19 protein-coding genes and 2 pseudogenes are annotated in these 19041 nt (G+C 41.7%); 17 read left to right on the top strand and 4 right to left on the bottom strand.

Features of this window, described 5'->3' with window-relative positions:
- The first annotated feature begins 8 nt into the window (after nucleotides 1-8).
- From K1I44_RS08820 to K1I44_RS08795, 6 genes are all read left to right on the top strand, one after another.
- Entirely contained in the window at nucleotides 9-1157 is a 1149-nt protein-coding gene (locus tag K1I44_RS08820; protein ID WP_219985941.1) for a saccharopine dehydrogenase family protein, read from the top strand.
- 98 nt (nucleotides 1158-1255) lie between these two features.
- Entirely contained in the window at nucleotides 1256-2068 is an 813-nt protein-coding gene (locus tag K1I44_RS08815; RefSeq protein ID WP_003395841.1) for an electron transfer flavoprotein subunit beta/FixA family protein, read from the top strand.
- Between the two features lie 12 nt (nucleotides 2069-2080).
- Nucleotides 2081-3127 (top strand): electron transfer flavoprotein subunit alpha/FixB family protein, encoded by a 1047-nt coding sequence (locus tag K1I44_RS08810; protein WP_003395843.1) that lies wholly within the window; start codon nucleotides 2081-2083, stop codon nucleotides 3125-3127.
- Nucleotides 3120-4415, top strand: a complete 1296-nt coding sequence (locus tag K1I44_RS08805; protein ID WP_003395846.1) for an FAD-dependent oxidoreductase — start codon at nucleotides 3120-3122, stop codon at nucleotides 4413-4415. The genes K1I44_RS08810 and K1I44_RS08805 overlap by 8 nt, the downstream gene beginning before the upstream one ends.
- Entirely contained in the window at nucleotides 4397-4699 is a 303-nt protein-coding gene (locus K1I44_RS08800; RefSeq protein ID WP_006319754.1) for a ferredoxin family protein, read from the top strand. Before K1I44_RS08805 ends, K1I44_RS08800 begins: the two co-directional genes overlap by 19 nt.
- A 5-nt stretch (nucleotides 4700-4704) precedes the next feature.
- Nucleotides 4705-4908: a hypothetical protein gene (locus K1I44_RS08795; RefSeq protein WP_219985940.1), complete on the top strand. Its 204-nt coding sequence runs from the start codon at nucleotides 4705-4707 to the stop codon at nucleotides 4906-4908.
- A gap of 103 nt (nucleotides 4909-5011) precedes the next feature.
- Here K1I44_RS08795 and K1I44_RS08790 read toward each other — a convergent pair.
- Nucleotides 5012-5959, bottom strand: a pseudogene (locus K1I44_RS08790) (ISL3 family transposase); the annotation flags it as partial.
- 173 nt (nucleotides 5960-6132) lie between these two features.
- Between K1I44_RS08790 and K1I44_RS08785 the strand changes: the two are divergent.
- From K1I44_RS08785 to K1I44_RS08765, 5 genes and pseudogenes are all read left to right on the top strand, one after another.
- Nucleotides 6133-6498, top strand: coding sequence for a hypothetical protein (locus K1I44_RS08785; RefSeq protein WP_091700732.1), 366 nt, complete (start codon nucleotides 6133-6135; stop codon nucleotides 6496-6498).
- On the top strand, nucleotides 6485-6880 hold the full coding sequence (locus K1I44_RS08780; protein WP_219985939.1) for a hypothetical protein: 396 nt from the start codon (nucleotides 6485-6487) through the stop codon (nucleotides 6878-6880). Before K1I44_RS08785 ends, K1I44_RS08780 begins: the two co-directional genes overlap by 14 nt.
- A 13-nt stretch (nucleotides 6881-6893) precedes the next feature.
- Nucleotides 6894-7091, top strand: a complete 198-nt coding sequence (locus tag K1I44_RS08775) for a hypothetical protein (RefSeq protein WP_163152423.1) — start codon at nucleotides 6894-6896, stop codon at nucleotides 7089-7091.
- A gap of 98 nt (nucleotides 7092-7189) precedes the next feature.
- Nucleotides 7190-8044: pseudogene (locus tag K1I44_RS08770) on the top strand (5'-3' exonuclease).
- Complete coding sequence (locus tag K1I44_RS08765; RefSeq protein WP_219985938.1) at nucleotides 8037-8825, top strand: SDR family oxidoreductase; 789 nt, start codon at nucleotides 8037-8039, stop codon at nucleotides 8823-8825. Before K1I44_RS08770 ends, K1I44_RS08765 begins: the two are co-directional and overlap by 8 nt.
- A gap of 218 nt (nucleotides 8826-9043) precedes the next feature.
- Here the strand turns inward: K1I44_RS08765 and K1I44_RS08760 are convergent, their stop codons facing one another.
- Nucleotides 9044-9994, bottom strand: coding sequence for an ABC transporter substrate-binding protein (locus tag K1I44_RS08760; protein ID WP_219985937.1), 951 nt, complete (start codon nucleotides 9992-9994; stop codon nucleotides 9044-9046).
- A 203-nt stretch (nucleotides 9995-10197) separates the two neighbouring features.
- On the opposite strand from K1I44_RS08760, the gene K1I44_RS08755 reads away from it, so the two are divergent.
- Genes K1I44_RS08755 through K1I44_RS08740 form a run of 4 tightly spaced genes read left to right on the top strand, consistent with a single transcriptional unit; the run spans nucleotide 10198 to nucleotide 13789 of the window.
- The gene (locus K1I44_RS08755; RefSeq protein WP_219985936.1) at nucleotides 10198-11196 is read left to right on the top strand and encodes a FecCD family ABC transporter permease; all 999 of its coding nucleotides are present in this window, start codon (nucleotides 10198-10200) and stop codon (nucleotides 11194-11196) included.
- Nucleotides 11193-12245, top strand: coding sequence for a FecCD family ABC transporter permease (locus K1I44_RS08750; RefSeq protein WP_219985935.1), 1053 nt, complete (start codon nucleotides 11193-11195; stop codon nucleotides 12243-12245). Before K1I44_RS08755 ends, K1I44_RS08750 begins: the two co-directional genes overlap by 4 nt.
- A gap of 15 nt (nucleotides 12246-12260) precedes the next feature.
- Entirely contained in the window at nucleotides 12261-13073 is an 813-nt protein-coding gene (locus K1I44_RS08745; protein WP_219985934.1) for an ABC transporter ATP-binding protein, read from the top strand.
- The gene (locus K1I44_RS08740; protein ID WP_219985933.1) at nucleotides 13073-13789 is read left to right on the top strand and encodes an IucA/IucC family C-terminal-domain containing protein; all 717 of its coding nucleotides are present in this window, start codon (nucleotides 13073-13075) and stop codon (nucleotides 13787-13789) included. The genes K1I44_RS08745 and K1I44_RS08740 overlap by 1 nt, the downstream gene beginning before the upstream one ends.
- 39 nt (nucleotides 13790-13828) lie before the next feature.
- On the opposite strand, the gene K1I44_RS08735 is transcribed toward K1I44_RS08740, so the two are convergent.
- Nucleotides 13829-15070: a glutamate-5-semialdehyde dehydrogenase gene (locus K1I44_RS08735; protein ID WP_219985932.1), complete on the bottom strand. Its 1242-nt coding sequence runs from the start codon at nucleotides 15068-15070 to the stop codon at nucleotides 13829-13831.
- Between the two features lie 21 nt (nucleotides 15071-15091).
- A complete protein-coding gene (gene proB / locus K1I44_RS08730) occupies nucleotides 15092-16210 on the bottom strand; it encodes a glutamate 5-kinase (RefSeq protein ID WP_003395859.1) in 1119 nt (372 codons plus the stop codon).
- A gap of 689 nt (nucleotides 16211-16899) precedes the next feature.
- Here proB and K1I44_RS08725 point away from each other — a divergent pair.
- Both K1I44_RS08725 and K1I44_RS08720 read left to right on the top strand, forming a co-directional pair.
- Complete coding sequence (locus K1I44_RS08725) at nucleotides 16900-17799, top strand: ABC transporter ATP-binding protein (RefSeq protein ID WP_219985931.1); 900 nt, start codon at nucleotides 16900-16902, stop codon at nucleotides 17797-17799.
- Nucleotides 17792-19021, top strand: coding sequence for an ABC transporter permease (locus K1I44_RS08720; RefSeq protein ID WP_219985930.1), 1230 nt, complete (start codon nucleotides 17792-17794; stop codon nucleotides 19019-19021). The genes K1I44_RS08725 and K1I44_RS08720 overlap by 8 nt, the downstream gene beginning before the upstream one ends.
- Nucleotides 19022-19041 lie beyond the last annotated feature (20 nt).

Genomic DNA, 19041 nt, shown 5'->3' with positions numbered 1-19041 from the left:
GATGAACGATGAATGTCATTGTTCTTGGAGCAGGTTTAATGGGAAAAGAGGCTGTGCGCGATTTAATTGAACAGCAAAACGTATCATCAGTGACATTGGCTGATGTAAATGAAGAAAAAGCGAAAGACGTTCAACGTTCGTTGGCATCAGAAAAAGTAAAAGTGAAGCGGGTGAATGCAACTCATGATGAAGAACTACGGGATGCCATCCAAGGACATGATGTAGCCATTAACGCACTTTTTTACACATTTAACGAAAAAGTAGCAAAAGCTGCGATCGAAACAGGGGTGCACGCAGTCGATTTAGGTGGACATATTGGTCATATGACAGATCGTGTACTTGCTTTACATGAACAAGCGAAACGAGCGAGTGTTACAATAATTCCAGATTTAGGTGTTGCCCCAGGGATGATTAACATTTTAACAGGATATGGGGCAAGTCAACTTGATCGCGTTCATACCATTAAATTATATGTTGGTGGTATTCCACTCCGCCCAGAGCCGCCGCTTGAGTACAATCATGTTTTTTCGCTTGAAGGTTTGTTGGATCATTACACGGATCCTTCCTTCATTATTCGGGATGGACAAAAACGGCAAGTGCCATCTTTATCAGAAGTTGAAACAATTTATTTCGATCGTTTCGGTCCGCTTGAAGCGTTTCATACATCAGGGGGAACATCTACGCTGCCACAGTCTTATCCACATGTAAAATGTCTAGAATATAAAACGATTCGCTATCCCGGTCATGCAGAAAAATTTCGGTTGCTCGTCGATTTGCAATTGACGCGTCGTGATTATGAAGTAGAAGTAGACGGGAAAACGGTGTGTCCACGCGATGTATTGTTAAAAGTACTGACTCCGCTTTTAGATTTAAAAGAAAAAGAAGATGTCGTTTTGCTGCGTGTCATTGTGGCGGGAGAAAAAGATGGAAAAGAGAGAACATATGAATATGAGATGGTGACGCATAAAGACCGACAAAGACATGTTACAGCGATGGCACGTTCTACCGCCTATACGGTTTCCGTTGTTGCGCAAATGATTGGCGATGGAACGATTCAAAAACGTGGTGCATACCCTCCCGAACAAATTGTTCCTGGGGATCGCTACATCGAGGAAATGATTCGGCGTGGCGTCGTCATTCACGCAACTGTACGGTGAAATTGTGAACAAAATCGTAAATTTTCAGACAGTTGTTACGAGCAATTCATTAATTATGCTAGAATATTTATACATTCAATCGATTTGGAGGTGAATATATGCTACATATTGTAGCCTGTATTAAACAAGTGCCAGATACGAAAATTATTAAAATGAATCCAAAAACGAACACGATGGATCGTGCAAGCGCCCCAGCGATTTTAAATCCGTATGATGCGCATGCAGTAGAAGAAGCTGTTCGTTTAAAAAAGAAATACGGTGGAACAGTCTCCGTGTTAACGATGGGCCCTCCTCCAGCAGTAAAAGCGATTAAGAAATGTATTGAGCTTGGGGCAGACGAAGGGTATATGATTTCAGACCGAGCATTTGCCGGAGCTGATACGCTCGCAACAAGCTATGCGCTGACGAAAGCGCTTGAAAAAATCGCGAAACAGCGTCCGATTGATCTTATCATTTGTGGAAAAATGACAATCGACGGAGATACAGGACAAGTTGGACCAGGGATCGCTCGCCGTTTAAACATTCCTCCTCTTACTGGCGTCAACAAAGTCGTTGAAATCAATAAAGAAAAAGGGTATGCGATCGTTCATCGGAAATTAGAAGATGGCTATGAAGTCGTCAAATCACAATTGCCTTGTTTGTTCACTGTAGAAAAAGACATCAACGACATCTCCTTTGCACCTTTGCCAAACATGATTAAAGCCGCACGATATCAACCAACGATTTGGACTGCAGACGATTTAGAAGATGTTGACCGTAAACAATTAGGACTAAAGGGATCTCCAACCATCGTATCAAAAGTATGGGCGCCACCAAAACCAGAAGGCGGAAAAATATTAACAGGAACAAAAGAAGAACAAGTGCAAGAACTTTTATCTATTGTACTTGGAAAAAAAGAGTTGTTTTCATAGGGAGGGGTAAATGTGAATTTCGATGATTATCGGGGGATATGGATATACGTTGAAGTGAAAGACGGAAACATTGCACCTGTATCTTTGGAATTGTTAGGGGCGGGACGTGCGCTTGCAGATAAGCGAAAAACGGAGCTTGCAGGTGTTTTGATTGGTCATCAAGTGAAGTCGCTTGCACCGACATTGTTCCAATATGGTGCGGATGTTGTATACGTATATGACGATGCTATTTTCGAGCATTATCGAACCGAGCCATATATGCGCGCATTGTTAGATTGTTGCCATAAACATAGACCTGAAGTGATTTTATACGGGGCAACACCATCCGGGAAAGATTTAGCTAGCGCCATCGCCACCGATTTACCGACAGGCTTAACAGCTGATACGACGATACTCGATATTGAAGAAGACACAGGACTATTATTAGCCAGTCGTCCGGCATTTGGCGGGAATATTATGGCGACGATTTTATGTAAAAAATATCGTCCACAAATGGCGACGGTGCGCCCAAAAGTAATGAAAGCGCTACCACCAGATTCATCACGAACAGGTCGCATCGTCGAAGAACATATTGAATTGCGCGAAGAAGAAATGCGTACGAAAGTATTAGAGATTGTAAGAGAAACAACAAAAAAAGTGCGCATTGACGAAGCGGATATCGTCGTCGCTGGCGGAAAAGGCATGGGAAGCAAAGAAGGGTTTCAACTCATTCATCAGCTAGCCGAAGTGCTCGGTGGTGCAGTTGGGGCAAGCCGTGATGTCGTCGAGGCAGGGTGGATTGATCATCATCACCAAGTGGGACAAACAGGCGTGACAGTCACACCGAAAATTTATTTTGCGATCGGTATTTCCGGTGCGATTCAGCATGTCGTTGGCATGCAAAACTCGGAATTAATTATTGCGATCAATAAAGACCCAAACGCACCGATTTTTCAATCATGCCATTATGGCATTGTCGGCGATGCGTTTGAAATTGTCCCGCTTCTCATTGAGAGATTAAAAGAAGAAATTCCAAAATTAAAGGCTGACCGTATGAAGGAGGAAATTCGCCATGCCTGAAAAATTTGATTGTATCGTCGTTGGCGCAGGTCCGGCCGGAACGGCGTGTGCCTATGAACTAGCAAAAGCGGGGGTTAACGTGCTACTTCTAGAGCGCGGTGAATATCCAGGGGCGAAAAACGTCATGGGCGGTGTATTGTACCGCAAAATGATGGAAGATATTATTCCAGCGTTTTATAAAGAAGCGCCGTTAGAGCGCCCGATTGTTGAGCAACGGTTTATGATGATGGATAAAGAGTCGGCTGTCACGTTTAGCTACAAAGGGTTAGAATGGGGGCGTGAGCCGTACAACAACTTTACCGTATTGCGCGCGAAATTTGACCAATGGTTTGCGGAAAAAGCAGTTGAACAAGGAGCGCTTCTCGTATGTGAAACGGTAGCGGTCGAATGTATTGTCGAAAACGGCCGCGTAGTTGGTGTCCGTACGGATCGTCCAGATGGCGACATTTATGCCGATGTCGTCGTGTTGGCTGACGGTGTTAACTCGCTACTTGCAAAACAGCTCGGCTTCCACCGTGAATGGCGGCCAGACGAAGTCGCTTTAGCGACGATGGAAATTGTAAAGCTTGATAAAAACATCATTGAAGATCGCTTTAACCTTGAAGCGAACCAAGGCTGTACGATCGAAATTTTTGGCGATGCGACAAAAGGAATTTTAGGAACAGGCTTTTTATATACAAATAAAGACACACTTAGCATCGGTGTTGGCACGTTATTATCCGGGTTAATTAAGCATAAAATCAAGCCGTATGAGCTACTTGAGTATGTGAAAAATCATCCGATGATTCGTCCATACATTCAAGGGAGTGAACCGGTGGAATATTTAGCCCATTTAATTCCAGAAGGAGGCTATCATTCCATTCCAAAAGTGGCCGGTCATGGAGTGCTTGTCGTCGGTGATGCCGCCCAGCTTGTCAATGCGATTCATCGCGAAGGTTCCAATATGGCGATGACTTCTGGTCGGTTAGCGGCGGAAACAATCATTATGGCAAAAGAGCAAAACGACTTTTCGGAAAGCATGCTTGATCAATACCGAATGAAGCTCATGGAAAGTTTTATCGGTCAAGATTTGAAAAAATATAAAGATGCGACGCATCATTTTGAGTCATTTCCGCAATATTTTGATCAATACATTCCAATGCTCAACCGTGCAGCAAGCCAAATGTTTACGGTGGACGGGGCATCGAAATGGGAAAAACAGAAAAAAATTTGGCGTGATCTCGGCTCAACGAAACAAAAGTTTAAGCTGGCACGCGATATGATGAAAGCATGGAAGGTGATGAAATGATGAAGGCGCAAACGATTGAAGAAAAGCAATATTTAGTTCGTTTTAACGCGGATACGAAATCGCATCTTCACGTGCTAGATGACAATATATGTTTGACGAAATGCCCAGATAAAATTTGTACCATTTTTTGTCCAGCCGCCGTTTACAAATGGGAAGATATTCGCATGCACGTTGGCTATGAAGGCTGTCATGAGTGCGGCAGCTGTCGTATTGGCTGTCCGCACGAAAACATTCGCTGGGAATATCCACGCGGTGGGCATGGCATCGTCTTCCGTCTCGGGTGAGCGCCATGTTTCATATCGGAAACTGCGTCGTCTACGCCCTTGATGGAACGAGAGGAATTGTGTTAGAAGTGACGGATGATCGTTGTCACGTCTTATGGGAAGACTACTTCGTCAGCTGGGAGAAAAAAGAACTACTGAAAGTCGATGAAGAGCTAACAAAAAAACAAACGATTCGCACTTCTTCTAACGTCAGCCACCCTTTATTGTAGGGGTGGTTTTTTGTTTCTTTTTATGAAATTTATTCTAAAAAAGGGATTGACATATATATGTATATTTTTTATGGTTCATCACCAAAAGATGTACTTGCACCTGTCATGAAAGTATGTTAGCTGTTTCCAGCCGAACCCGCAGTGCAAAACGCTGGATATTTCGGTATCCGTATCCCCGACGTTTCATCAGCTTGATCTTGTTATTCGTTCCCTCCATCTTCCCATTCGAATAATGGGATAAAATGCACGATATCATTTCGTCTGTTCGTTTGACGAGTGATTTTGCGATGGCACGAACAACGGAACAAGGACAAGACAAATACCGATGAATCCAAGCCTTCAAGCGTCGTTTCGCCTGTTGCTCATCTTTGCTTTTGAACACATAGCGAACATGTTGGAGCGATTGGTAAACAGACTTTAAGTAATCGCTTTCATTACACCATTCTCGTATGATTTGACGTTCTTCCTCCGTCAATTTCTCTGGACATTGGCTCAATAAACGGCAAACGGAACGAACATTTCCGTGTTTCTTGCCTCCTTTGCCCAAATATTTGCGACAACGTTCTAAAGCATCGGTAAACAGCTGAATGACATGGAAATAGTCGACGACATGTGTCGCCTCTGGGCAAACCCGTTGAATCGCTTTTTTCATCGCTGGAGCCAAGTCACTCACGACATACTGAACGGAACGAGACACATGAGCCAATGCACGCCCAATGGCTTCCTCGTTCTTTCCTGCTTCCATGGCATACACTTCTCCCGTTTCGGCATCCATGATCGCCACTCCATAGTCGTGCCCTTTTCGAAAAGCAAACTCATCGACACAAACCGCCTTTGGTTGGACGTCATTCGATAGGAAGGAAGGGGCATGGGTATAAAACCATCGTTCAACGGTCGTGTAAGGAAGCTTGAGCATACGAGCCACCGCCTGAATGGATGTTCCGATGCAAGATTGCGCGACCCATCGCTGAAACGCATCCGTCGCCACACTTCGAGGAGAGATGGCTGGATACGACGTGCTGAACGTCACGCCACACGTGCTACAACGTCTTCACAGGAAAATTCGCATTTTTTGTACCCTCTATTTCCTCTATGCACACCTACCTTAAATGATCAAGTACAACTTGTGGTGAAGAGCCAATTTATTCTAAAAAAGGATTGACATATTTTTTTTTTTTTTTTTATGATTATTTCGTAAAATATTCTTTCGTTAGGAGGGATACCATGAATAAAATACAAAAAGCTGCACATTGGGTTGTCAGTTCTATTGCTGATGATTTGAGAAGTAATACGATTTCTAATGTCGTTGGGATGGCTACAGGTGGGATAGGTAATGGAGTGAGAGCATATAAAGCTGCAACTACAGGATTCACTATGTTAGAAAGAAAAGTGGCTTCAGAAACGGCAAAAGGAGCCGCAAAGGGTACAGTAGCGGGATATTTCGCCGGAAGTTATGTAATAGGCAGTATGAACAAAGTTGCTGCAGTAGAAAAATGGTTTGACAGTACAAAAGTAGGCAAAGCAATTGATGACGGCATAACAAAAGTGGAAAATAAACTCCATAAATTAATTGGCGGTGGTCGTTATTAAGTTATTTAGTGTAAATAGTTGCACTGAACTTGACCGTGAGCGTAATCCTATAGAGATAAAAAAAGTTTTTACTCCACTTGACAAATACTGTATCATTCATTGTGTGATTTCACATGTTGAAAAAACTGATAGATTTGTTGAAATGATATGGTATCATCCACATGGAGAAGCAGTTTTTAGGATTAAGATAGAACTTGACCAGAAAAAAACGATACAAAAAGTATTTTCAATTGTGGATTTTTCTTTTTTTCTTCATTTGGATAAACCAGATGGTATTTGGAAAATTCGTATCATGCCCCTTAATCTAGAGTACGATTTAGAAATAAAAACATTTGGTTTTCGAGTTAACGATGTTTTATCTACTTATGACTTCAGAGTGTGAAAGAGGAAATAACATGAAAAAAAGTTACATTGCTTTCTTTGCATTTCTTGTATGTCTTTTGTATATTAGTTGGTCTAAAGAAGGTTGGAAAGGCATTTTACTTCTTTTTTTAAAAGGTATTGTTATTTTTTTTATTATTTACGTTGTCGTATTTGTTATTGTATGGTCGATTATGAAGTTGGTTGGTTTTTTAAAAAGACGTTTGCAATAAATGATACGTTGCACAAAATATGTTTGAACGTTTCCGCCATCCCATATGGGGTGGTTTTTTGTTATACTTGTTGCATCGATACATAGAAAGGACAACGAATGATGGAACGAGAACATTTGTTATTAATCGACGGGATGGCGTTATTGTTTCGATCGTTTTATGCGACGGCGCCGCGATAGATGATGAATAGCCGTGGGGTGCCGACGAATGCGGTAGATGGGGTAGTAAAGCATATCGAAGCGGCGACAAATGCGCTCCAACCGACGCATGTCGTTTGTTGTTGGGATATGGGAAGTACGACGTTTCGCACGGAATGGTTTCCAGATTATAAGGCGAATCGAGGCGAGCCGCCACATGAATTAGTTCCGCAGTTTGATTTAGCGAAAGAAGTGGTTGCGATGCTTGGTATTCCGAATATCGGTGTGCTCGGTGCCGAAGCGGACGATTGCATCGGTTCGCTCGTCAAGCAATATCGCGAACATATGCAAATTTCTATTATGACAGGAGACCGGGATTTATTTCAGCTTCTTTCGGAACGTGTCACGGTTTACTTATTGGCTAAAGGAATCGGCAGCTATGAAGCGTATACGCTCGACCGTTTTATTGAAGAAAAAGGGATTCAGCCACAGCAACTTATTGATGTCAAAGCGCTCATGGGGGATCCGAGCGACAATTATCCAGGTGTACGTGGCATCGGAGAAAAACAAGCGGTTAAACTCATTCAACAATATGGATCAATTGAAGGAATCATCGCAAATTTAGCGAACTTAACAAAAGCGCAACAACAAAAAATAACCGAACATTTTGACTCGCTTTATTTGTCGCGCAAACTTGCGGCCATTCATTGCGATATTCCGATGTCATTGCGATTGGAAGAGGCGAAATGGAGTGACGAGCATCAGCGGTTTGCGGAAGTATTTAGAAGCGATTCGGTAGGAGGTGAGAATGATTGAGAATATTAAAATATTAAAAGGAAAGAAGGCGGTAGTAACAGGGGTGAGCCGGAAACATGGAATCGGTGCTGCAATTTGTGAGGCGCTAGCCGAAGCAGGGGCAGATATTTTTTTCACGTACTGGAGCGCATACGACCGTACGATGCCGTGGGGGATGGAGCAAGACGAACCGCTTCACATTCAACGAAAGCTAGAAGCGCTCGGTGTCGTGTGCCATTCCTTGGAACTCGATTTATCTAAAGAAGAAGCACCGCAAGTATTGCTCGATAAGGTGTGCGAGGTGTTTGGTGTACCGGATATTTTAGTAAACAACGCTTGCTATTCTGTTTCGCTTCCGTATTCATCGTTAACAAGCGAAATGCTCGACCGACACTATTTTGTCAATGTCAGAGCGCCGATCATGTTAAGTGTGGCATTTGCCAATATGTTTGCAAAACCACAAGGTGGACGAATTATTATGATGACATCGGGGCAGTCGCTTGGTCCAATGCCGGGAGAAAGCGCATATGTGGCAACAAAAGGGGCGATCGATGCGTTTGTCAAAACGTTCGCCGTCGAAGTAGCCGAAAAAAAGATAACCGTAAACGCCATCAATCCAGGACCTACCGATACAGGATGGATGAACGAAGAACTAAAACAATACCTTCTTTCGAAATTTCCGTTCGGTCGAATCGGCACACCAAACGATGCTGCGCGCCTCGTTCGCTTTCTAGCAAGCGACGAAGCCGAATGGATTACTGGACAGATCATCCATTCGGAAGGTGGATTTGTGCGGGGATGAAGCGTAGTGGATTTCGCATAAAATGGTGGCGAGTTGCTCTTCTTATTATACTTAAGATGGAGAACTGGCGGATTGCAGGCTGTTTTTTCATTTTTAGTAACAGGTGTTTTTCTTATTATCGTTACTTTCTTCATCGCATGGCCTATTGTCTGATTGCTCCTTTTCTTTCAAAAGAGATTTTAACCAGCCCCACGCGGAGGCTGGCTTTTGTATATGTGCTATTGGTTCAGGAAATACTTTTCAATATCATCAAGCATATGGTTCGCCGCCAGAACCCCACCGGCTGTATTCCAAATGGCGTCACTCACTTTGTACACTTTTCCTTGTTTCGCTACGTTTAAATTCTTGAAAAGCGGATCGTTAATCCATTCATCTTCTACTTTTGTAGCTGCACCATCTCCTTCTTCATATGTGAAATAAAAGAGAATATCGCCATCCATTGCTGGAATTCGTTCTTTTGTTACACCTTTTTCCGCAAAATCGTTAACATTTTGTGACTCAGGGCGTGCGAATCCTAACTGATCTAAAATAACGCCAGAGAAGGAGTCTTTGTGATAAATGCGTACATCCCCAGCCATAAAGCGGACAATGGAAACTTTCATCTGTAGTTTATCTCCTAACTTCGCTTTCAAATCTTCAATACGTTGATCGTACGCAGCCATGATTTCTTTTCCTTTTTCTTCTTTATTGACTGCTTTTGCATAGAGCATGAAGTTTTCTTTCCAGTTTCCTTTTAACGTTTCAGAAAAAACAGTTGGAGCAATAGCGTTTAATTGCTCATAAATTTTTTCTTGACGTAGTTTGTTACCAATAATTAGGTCTGGTTTTAATGAAGCGATTGCTTCTAAATTTGGCTCACTTTCCGTTCCAATCTCTTTTACGCCATCCATTTGATCTTTGATATGATCATACCAAGGATCTCCAAGCCACGATTTAACAGCACCGACTGGTTTTACACCTAATGCTAATAAAGCTTCTGTTCCTTCGTTCGTTAAAATAACAACGCGTTTAGGTGCACCTTTTATTTCAGTTGTGCCCATCGCATGCTCGACTGTATAAGTTACAGGTTTTTCTTCATCTTGCTTTGTCGTTGTTTCTTCGTTCGAACCGTTGCAAGCGCTAAGAACGAAAAGAAGAACAATCATCAGCATAAAAGAAAGTTTTTTCATATGTACGCCTCCTATTTGAAAATGATTTTCGTTAACGAATAAAATAATAATATGAATGATAATCATTGTCAATTAAATTATATAATTGAATTATAATTTACTTGCCGAGATTTCAAATAATCTAATAAATTAATTGACACTGATATTCGATATCAAATAGACTTTATATGAGGCTACAAATCATAGTAAGGAGATTATCTACAATGTTAGAAAACAGTACAAAACGGTTGGTTGGACTGCTTTTATTTGTACTTATATTTTTTATTAGTATGTGGATGAGTATCATTTATGGTTACACAGATACAAGCTATCGAACGGCAATCGAGGCGCTGATGAATAAGAATGATTCAAATGAACATCTTGTCATTCATTCAGTCCGCTTGCCACGTGCGTTGATTGGCGCAGCCGTTGGAGCAAGCTTGGCCATGGCAGGCGCACTTATGCAAGCGTTAACGAAAAACCCACTCGCTTCGCCTGGAATTTTTGGAATTAATGCAGGGGCAGGGTTTTTGATTGTGCTATGTGTAACTTTCTTTCAAGTTAGTTCGCTCTATGTGTTCTCATCACTCGCTTTAATCGGTGCTACACTTGCAGCAATCATTGTATTTGTCATCAGTTCAGTTGGAAAAGAAGGGATGACACCACTTAAATTAACGCTAGCAGGCACAGCTGTAGCGACACTTTTTGCTTCTCTTACACAAGGATTGTTAGTTGCAAATGAAAAAGCGTTAGAAGAGGTGTTGTTTTGGTTGGCAGGATCTGTTTCAGGACGAAAGTTAGAGATGTTAACTTCTGTTCTTCCTTACTTTCTTATTGCATGGGCTGGATCTTTTTTATTGGCGCCAAAGGTCAACATTATTATGCTAGGAGATGATGTAGCAAAAGGATTGGGACAACGTACGAACTTTGTCAAGTTAATTATGGCTATTTTTATTGTTTTGTTAGCAGGAAGTTCTGTGGCAGTAGCTGGGCCAATAGGTTTTATAGGAATTATTGTTCCCCATATTGCTCGAGCATTTGTCGGGAATGATCATCGTTGGCTACTTCCGTATTGTGCTTTCATTGGGGGAAGTCTCTTAAACTTTGCAGACATCGGGGCTCGCTATATATTAATGCCGCAAGAAGTGCCTGTCGGAATTATGACGGCATTTATCGGGGTTCCATTTTTTATTTATGTTGCCCGTAGGGGGATCTTAAAATGAGAAAGTACATACCATTTCGAGTGGGAAACAATATTTCATTTTTAATTGACAAAAAAGCCACGACTACTTGCTTAGTGCTACTAATGATTTCTATTTTTTTGTTTCTTCTTAGCACAGGAATTGGAGAAATGTATATTTCCCCAGTAAATGTTATAAAAACGCTATTAGGTAGTGGAAGTGAAATGGATGAGATTGTAATTTATTCATTTCGCTTACCTCGAATGATTATCGCCTTTTTTGCGGGAATGTCATTAGCGGTAGCTGGTGCTATTCTTCAAGGAATGATTCGCAATCCGCTTGCTTCTCCAGATGTACTTGGGATGACAAGTGGCGCAGCCGTAGTAGTTGTTTTATTTTTAACGATATTTAGTGATAAAAATGGATCGCTTATCATTAGTATTCACTGGTTGCCTTTAGGTGCTTTTATAGGAGCCACGATCGCCGTTTTTCTTGTGTATATGCTAGCTTGGAAAAACGGTGTATCCTCGATCCGTCTCGTCTTGATCGGGATAGGGATATCTGCGCTCATGCAAGCTTTTACTACTATGCTCATGCTCATTGGACCGATTTATCGGGCGAGCCAAGCGAATATTTGGATTACTGGAAGTGTATATGGAGCCTCTTGGAAACAAGTTGTCATTTTCATCCCTTGGGCACTTTTGATGTTATTGATTAGTTTTCTTTCTGTTCGACAAATAAACATTCAAGAACTAGGAGAGGAGCTTGCGGTGAGTGCGGGCGCTTCTTTACAAAAACAGCGATTGTTTTTTCTTTTATTAGGTACAGCATTAACGGGGGGAGCTGTAGCGTTTGCAGGTGGGATTAGCTTTGTCGGATTAATGGCTCCGCATATGGCGAGAAGATTAGTAGGTTCTTCATTCGGTGGGATGTTGCCAACATCGGCTTTGTTAGGAGCGATTTTAGTATTGCTTGCTGATCTCATGGGGCGGACGCTTTTTGCCCCATTAGAAATTCCAGCAGGCGTATTTACCGCAGCAATTGGGGCCCCGTATTTTATTTATTTGCTGTACAAAAATCGAAATACGTAGCGAGGTGCAAAATAGATGGCCATTTTTCAAACAAAATCGCTTACGCTGTCTTACGGAAACAAAATCGTTATCGAAGGGTTGAACGTGAGTATTCCGAAAGGGGAAATTACCGTCTTCATTGGGGCGAACGGCTGCGGAAAATCAACGTTATTACGGTCTCTTGCTCGACTATTAAAACCGCTTGGTGGCACTGTATTGCTTGAAGGAAAAGCAATCGCAAAAATGCCAACGAAAGAAGTAGCGAGAAAGATGGCCATTTTGCCGCAGTCGCCAACCGTACCAGAAGGGTTGACGGTTTTGCAACTTGTCAAACAAGGGCGTTATCCACATCAAACGTGGTTAAAACAATGGTCAAAAGAGGATGAAGAAGCAGTCCAACGGGCGCTTAAAGCGACAGGAATGACAGAATTGGCGGAGCGCTCGGTTGACTCCCTGTCTGGAGGACAGCGCCAACGCGCATGGATTGCGATGACGTTAGCGCAAAATACAGAAGTCATTTTACTTGATGAGCCGACAACTTATTTAGATATGGCACATCAAATTGAAATTCTTGATTTATTGTTTACATTGCATGAACAAGAAAAGCGAACGATCATCATGGTGCTTCATGATTTAAATTTAGCTTGTCGCTATGCCCACCATATTATTGCGATTCGCGACAAAACAGTATATGCACAAGGGAAGCCGGAGAACGTTATTTCACGTCAACTTGTAAAAGATGTTTTCCAGCTTGATTGCGAAGTTATTTACGATCCTCTATTCGGCACACCGCTTTGTGTTCCTTATGGGAAAGGGAGATTTCTTGTTGGGAAGGAGGGTGTATCGTAATGGTCTTTTCTGAAGATGAAATGAAACAGTTAGAGAGATTTCGTTTTTCAAGAAGACGTATAATCTCCCCTTTGTCTATTCAGCTTAATCAATTGCATGATGAAGGTGAATTGAGCACATATTTACAACTTGTACAACAAAAAATTGGAGCTCGAAATCGAGTCGTTTCCGCTTCCATATTCATAAAAAGATACAGCCTTTTTATAGCAATTGTGTTATATGCAATGTCTGTTTGGAACAAGCGTCTTTCGTTGTCTTTCGATCAAATATGGATGGATACAGACGATGAATTAGAAATATGGTTGCCTACTTTTTATTTTGAATCGTTAGTATATACAACAGTTCACGGCGATCGCGACAAATGGCGTACGCAAATGATTAAACATCTTTTCGCTGAACATCTTGCTTTGTTAATCGAACACTTGCGGAAAATCACCAACATCCCAACGCTTATTTTATGGGAAAACGTCTCGATTTATATCATTTGGTTATATGAAATGTTATTAGAAGAAAATTCGTTTGGCGATTTACGCCATCAAATTTATGATGATTTTCTGTTTATTGTTCAAGAGGCAGATGGAAAGTTGTTTGGAGCATATTCTCAAAATCCGTTGTATCGTTTTTGGAAGGGAGCGAGTCGTATTCGGAGAACAACGTGTTGTCTGTCCTATCAAACGGTCGCGCAATCCCATTGTAAAACATGTCCGATTGGATGAAAGAAAAGAAACCCAGCCCCACATAGAGGCTAGGTTTTTTTATGTTCGCACTTGTCCATTTCCATACACAAGTGTTTTTGTTGTCGTGATGGCACGCAAACCCATTGGGCCGCGAGCGTGCAGTTTTTGTGTGCTAATGCCGATTTCCGCACCGTATCCGAACTGTTCGCCGTCGGTGAAGCGAGTGGAGGCGTTATGGTACAATACAGCGGCATCGACATGAGCAAGAAACTGCTCTACATGTTCATCGGTTTTAGAAATAATCGCTTCGGAATGTTTTGTACCGTAGCGTTCAATGTGTTCAATGGCTTCATCGACCGTTTCGACGAGTTTCACCGCTAAAATCGGGGCTAAAAATTCAGTCGCCCAGTCGGCTTCTGTCGCTTCACGGACGAACGGATATGTAGACGAGAGCCGTTTGTCGCCGCGCAGCTCGACCCCTTTTTCATGCAGCGTTTCAAGCAACGCACTTATATATGGCCATTGGTCGTGAACGATGACCGTTTCAACCGCATTGCAGACAGACGGACGTTGTAGTTTAGCGTTTATGACGATATCGAGCGCCATTTCTTTTTCGGCGGAGTCGTCAATGAAAATATGACAATTGCCGACGCCTGTTTCTAACACAGGAATTGTGGCGTGTTCGACGACCGATTGGATAAGTCCAGCACCTCCCCGTGGAATGAGAACATCCACATATTCTTTTAAACGAAACATGTGTTGTGCTGTTTCACGGCTTGTATCTTCTAATAATTGAATCGCATCGGATGGAACTGACGATTGTTTTAACGCTTCTTGCATGACGGATACGAGCGCTTTATTCGAGTGAATGGCGGACGAGCTACCGCGCAACAAGACGGCATTTCCCGTTTTTAAACAAAGACTAGCTGCATCGACTGTTACATTTGGACGGGCTTCATATACCATACCGACAACACCAAGCGGCACGCGAATTTGTTTTAATCTGAGCCCGTTTGGTCGCGTCCATTGTTCGATCGTTTCGCCGATTGGATCTGGTAGCTGAATCACTTGGCGAACACCGTCAGCAATTTGGTGAATACGTTCTTCCGTCAGTTGTAGTCGGTCAAGCAACGAAGGGGAGAGTCCGTTTTCTTTTCCGTTTTCCATATCTTTTTCATTCTCTTCTAAAATGTACGATTTTCGTGCAACTAATGTTTCCGCGATGATCGCAAGCGCCTTGTTTTTTTCTTCCGTTGATAATAATGCTAAACGTTTAGAAACTTGTTTTAGTTTCTTTGCTTTTGTAAGTAATTCGTTCATTTTTTTCGCTCCTTTTCGTATTTATCGGACTGTTGTTTTTTTAAAACATACTAAGTTATCGCGATGAATGACTTCTGGGCGATGGTGGAAGGAATATTGTTTCGCTTCCTCGCTTGAAAAACCTTTTACTTTCACTAAATCGTCAGCGGCGTAATATACTTGACCTCTCGCGATGATTTCTCCTTTTTTGTTCACGACATTTACGACATCAAGCGCTTGAAACGAGCCGAATATGTTTGTTACACCAGCAGGTAATAAACTTTTTCCTTTATGCAATACCGCACTTTCTGCTCCTTCATCAATTTCAATTGCACCTGCGACTTCGGAATGGTACGCAATCCATTGTTTTCGCATTTGCATATGTTCTTGAAAAGGGGAGCCGATATACGTCCCATCGCCTTTTCCTTCTAAAATATGTTTCAATTTTTCTTTTCCTTTTCCTGTACCGATAAAGACGCTGACACCAAAAGAAAGCGCTTTTTGTGCGGCAAGCAGCTTCGATTTCATTCCACCCGTTCCAACTGCTGAGCCGCTGTCTCCAGCTTGCTCGATAAGCTCGTCAGTCATTTCCGAGAGAAAATAATACTTTTTTGCTTCAGGGTGATTTGGATGTTTGTCATATAGCCCATTAATGTCCGTTAAAATAATGAGAGCATCAGCATGCAAAAAACCGGCCACAAGCGCGGACAATAAATCGTTATCCCCGAACGTCAATTCTTCCACTGCAATTGAGTCGTTTTCATTAATAATTGGAAGAACGCCACGTTCTAACAATGTAGAAATTGTCGCAAATAAGTTACGAAACCGCTCGCGGTCGTAAAAATCTGCACGCGTTAACAACAACTGTCCTGTGACAATATCGAACGAACGAAAGGCGGAAATGTATTTTTGCATAAGCAGGCCTTGACCGACTGCTGCCGCTGCTTGTTTCGCGGCGAGTGCCTTCGGGCGTGAGCGATACCCAAGTAAACCGAATCCGGCTGCTACGGCACCTGATGAGATAAGAATAATATCGTGTCCTAATTGCTTCATATAAGCAAGTGCTTCGACATGTTCAACAAGCTTTTGTTCTGAAAGTGTGCCATTTTTTTCGGTTAACGAGCTGCTACCAATTTTGACAACGATTCGCTTTTTTTTCACCTTTCCACCTCCTTGAAATAAAAAAACGCTTTTTCGCCCTTATAGAAAAGGACGGAAAAGCGTCGTTTCCGCGGTACCACCTTTTTTGGCGCAATGCGCCCACCTCTTGCCCTGTAACGTCGGGAGAACGGCTTATGTTTGCATAAGCGGCCGTATAGGGTAGGTTCAACCGATTTTGCGTGAGGAACCTTCCAGCCTATGGGTTCCACTCTCTGACACGTTCCATCGGTTTACTCGTCCCGTGCCTTATTCCACATATGTCTTTTTTCAGAATTATGAAACAAAAAAATGAAGATGTCAACGGATTTTTACGACTGTTTGGACAAAAGACGACGTTTTTGTTCATGTTGAAGTGTTTTGGAAGAAAGTAAATCAACAGTTTCTTGCGTGTCTCATAGATCGAGAAGGTCCATTTTCTCGTTTACCTGTTGAAATCGTTCGTTCATCTCTTGTCGGGGAACATCAATTTTCGCTTCTAATTTACTTTTTACGGCTCGAATGTCACAACGAAGTTAATCGCCTATTTCCTGCATTTCAGCACGGAGTTGTCGTCCGACGTTTTTCATTATAAATGAATGGTGGATAAGAAAGAAGTATGTTTTTTCTTATTTTTTAACATAAAAAAGTAAAAAGATGAAACTTTTGCCTATATTTATACGTTATAATGGAATGAAGGAGGAGTGAGAAACATGAGTTTATTTTTACAACATGTAACAAAACAGTTCGGTTCGTTTGTAGCGGTAGATGACGTAACATTGTCTATTCCAAAACAGCGTATGTTTGGATTTCTCGGAGCGAATGGAGCGGGGAAAACGACAACGTTTCGAATGATTTTAGGATTACTTGAGCCGACAAAAGGGGAGATTACGTGGAACGGTGAGCGCATCACGTACAAACATAGTCATCTTATCGGATACTTACCAGAAGAAAGAGGATTGTACCCAAAGCTAAAAGTAAAAGAGCAACTCATCTATTTAGGTAGATTACGAGGGTTACATAAAGAAGAAATTGTAAAAGAAATGCGCGATTGGCTCGAGCGTTTTAAAATACCACAATATGAAGACAAAAAAGTAGAACAACTATCAAAAGGCAATCAACAAAAAATTCAATTTATCGCTGCAGTGCTCCATCGTCCACAACTACTTATTTTAGATGAGCCGTTCAGCGGATTAGATCCGGTAAATGTAGAAATGTTGAAAGAGGCTGTCATTGATTTGCAGAAAAAGGGAACAACGATCGTTTTCTCAAGTCATCGAATGGAACATGTCGAACAATTATGTGAACATATATGCATTATGCATAAAGGAAAACCGATTGTGCATGGATCAATTAAAGATTTAAAAAGATCTTTCGGCAAAAAAAATGTCATTATTCATGGGGAACTTCCGTTTGAAACGTTAACACACATTCCAGGCGTAATAAAAATGGAGAAGACCGTGGAAGGAGTTCGTTTGCAAATAGCAAATGAGAGCGTATCGCAACATATTCTTGAACATATTTATTCGAAAGGATTTATTCGCACATTTTCATTAGAAGAACCATCGTTGAATGATATTTTCATTGAGAAAGTAGGTGCAGCGTATGAGTAATAAGTTTTGGATTGTTTTTCTTCATACGTATGTAACAAAATTAAAATCAAAGTCTTTTTTAATTTCAACGATTGTTACTGCTTTGATTGTATTTGGTATTAGTCAGCTAGATCGCATCATAGAAGCATTTAGTAATGATGGTCAAAAAACAATTGGTGTTATTGACGAAACAAATGGATGGTACGAAGCACTACAAGCACAATTTCAAACGAATAAAGAAATAAGTCTTGTTCGCCATGATGGAAGTGAAGAACAAGCGAAAACGTATGTTCAAACGGATCAATGGTATGCGTATATCATGCTTGACGTACAAAATGCGCAGCCGAAAGTGACATATTATGCGAAAAATATTGCAGATAGTGATGTCACACATGAAATCGAGCAAGCGTTGCAACAAGTCAAAATCGCGATGATGGCAAAGCAAATCGGGTTAACGTATGAACAAATCAACGCACTATATGCACCGATTGCGATGGAAAAAGTGGCGCTTGAACAACATGCCAAAACAGAAGAACAACTAAATCAAGCAAGGGCGATCGTTTATGTGCTATTGTTTGCGATGTACATGTTTGTGTTAATGTACGGAAGTATGATTATGATGGAAGTAGCAACAGAAAAGTCATCTCGCATTATGGAAATTTTAATATCAAGCATCTCACCCATTCAGCAATTGTTCGGAAAAATTTTAGGGATTGCTTTGTTAAGTTTGACGCAATTTATTCTCATATTTTCGGTTGGTTATGCATCGATGAAAAATAGTGATATGTTGCGTCAGCTAATTGGCATGGATGAACTGCCTCTCTCCCTTATTTTATATGGCATTCTCTTTTTCTTGCTCGGTTATTTGTTGTATGCGATGTTATTTGCTGTGCTTGGTTCGATCGTCAGCCGCGTCGAAGAAGTACAACAAATGGCTGGCCCTGTGACGATGCTCGTTGTCGCAGCGTTTATCATGGCGATGTTTGGTTTAAATGCACCGGAGTCACCATTTATTACAGCAATGTCGTTTGTCCCGTTTTTTACCCCGATGATTATGTTTTTACGCATTGGCATGTTGAACGTTCCAACTTGGGAAATTGTCCTTAGCATCGGTTTGCTCGTCGGAACAATTGCCTTTTTATTCGTATTTGGTTCAAAAGTGTATCGTGGCGGCGTGCTCATGTATAATCAAGCGTCTTCATGGAAAGATCTCAAGCAGGCATGGCAATTAACGAAAAAGTAAAAAACCGAGCGAAATGCTCG

Source organism: Anoxybacillus sp. ST4, assembly GCF_019448545.1.
Classification (GTDB): domain Bacteria; phylum Bacillota; class Bacilli; order Bacillales; family Anoxybacillaceae; genus Anoxybacillus; species Anoxybacillus pushchinoensis.
This window is presented reverse-complemented; position numbering and strand designations above follow the sequence as displayed.

What these genes read in the sequence shown, in the direction of transcription:
- K1I44_RS08740 (WP_219985933.1), top strand. Translation starts at nt 13,073, where the DNA reads ATGGTCTTTTCTGAAGATGAAATGAAACAGTTAGAGAGATTTCGTTTT.
- K1I44_RS08735 (WP_219985932.1), bottom strand. Translation starts at nt 15,070, where the DNA reads ATGAACGAATTACTTACAAAAGCAAAGAAACTAAAACAAGTTTCTAAA.
- K1I44_RS08785 (WP_091700732.1), top strand. Translation starts at nt 6,133, where the DNA reads ATGAATAAAATACAAAAAGCTGCACATTGGGTTGTCAGTTCTATTGCT.
- K1I44_RS08800 (WP_006319754.1), top strand. Translation starts at nt 4,397, where the DNA reads ATGGAAGGTGATGAAATGATGAAGGCGCAAACGATTGAAGAAAAGCAA.
- K1I44_RS08815 (WP_003395841.1), top strand. Translation starts at nt 1,256, where the DNA reads ATGCTACATATTGTAGCCTGTATTAAACAAGTGCCAGATACGAAAATT.
- K1I44_RS08805 (WP_003395846.1), top strand. Translation starts at nt 3,120, where the DNA reads ATGCCTGAAAAATTTGATTGTATCGTCGTTGGCGCAGGTCCGGCCGGA.
- K1I44_RS08795 (WP_219985940.1), top strand. Translation starts at nt 4,705, where the DNA reads ATGTTTCATATCGGAAACTGCGTCGTCTACGCCCTTGATGGAACGAGA.
- K1I44_RS08820 (WP_219985941.1), top strand. Translation starts at nt 9, where the DNA reads ATGAATGTCATTGTTCTTGGAGCAGGTTTAATGGGAAAAGAGGCTGTG.
- K1I44_RS08760 (WP_219985937.1), bottom strand. Translation starts at nt 9,994, where the DNA reads ATGAAAAAACTTTCTTTTATGCTGATGATTGTTCTTCTTTTCGTTCTT.
- K1I44_RS08765 (WP_219985938.1), top strand. Translation starts at nt 8,037, where the DNA reads ATGATTGAGAATATTAAAATATTAAAAGGAAAGAAGGCGGTAGTAACA.
- K1I44_RS08755 (WP_219985936.1), top strand. Translation starts at nt 10,198, where the DNA reads ATGTTAGAAAACAGTACAAAACGGTTGGTTGGACTGCTTTTATTTGTA.
- K1I44_RS08745 (WP_219985934.1), top strand. Translation starts at nt 12,261, where the DNA reads ATGGCCATTTTTCAAACAAAATCGCTTACGCTGTCTTACGGAAACAAA.
- K1I44_RS08750 (WP_219985935.1), top strand. Translation starts at nt 11,193, where the DNA reads ATGAGAAAGTACATACCATTTCGAGTGGGAAACAATATTTCATTTTTA.
- K1I44_RS08775 (WP_163152423.1), top strand. Translation starts at nt 6,894, where the DNA reads ATGAAAAAAAGTTACATTGCTTTCTTTGCATTTCTTGTATGTCTTTTG.
- K1I44_RS08725 (WP_219985931.1), top strand. Translation starts at nt 16,900, where the DNA reads ATGAGTTTATTTTTACAACATGTAACAAAACAGTTCGGTTCGTTTGTA.
- K1I44_RS08720 (WP_219985930.1), top strand. Translation starts at nt 17,792, where the DNA reads ATGAGTAATAAGTTTTGGATTGTTTTTCTTCATACGTATGTAACAAAA.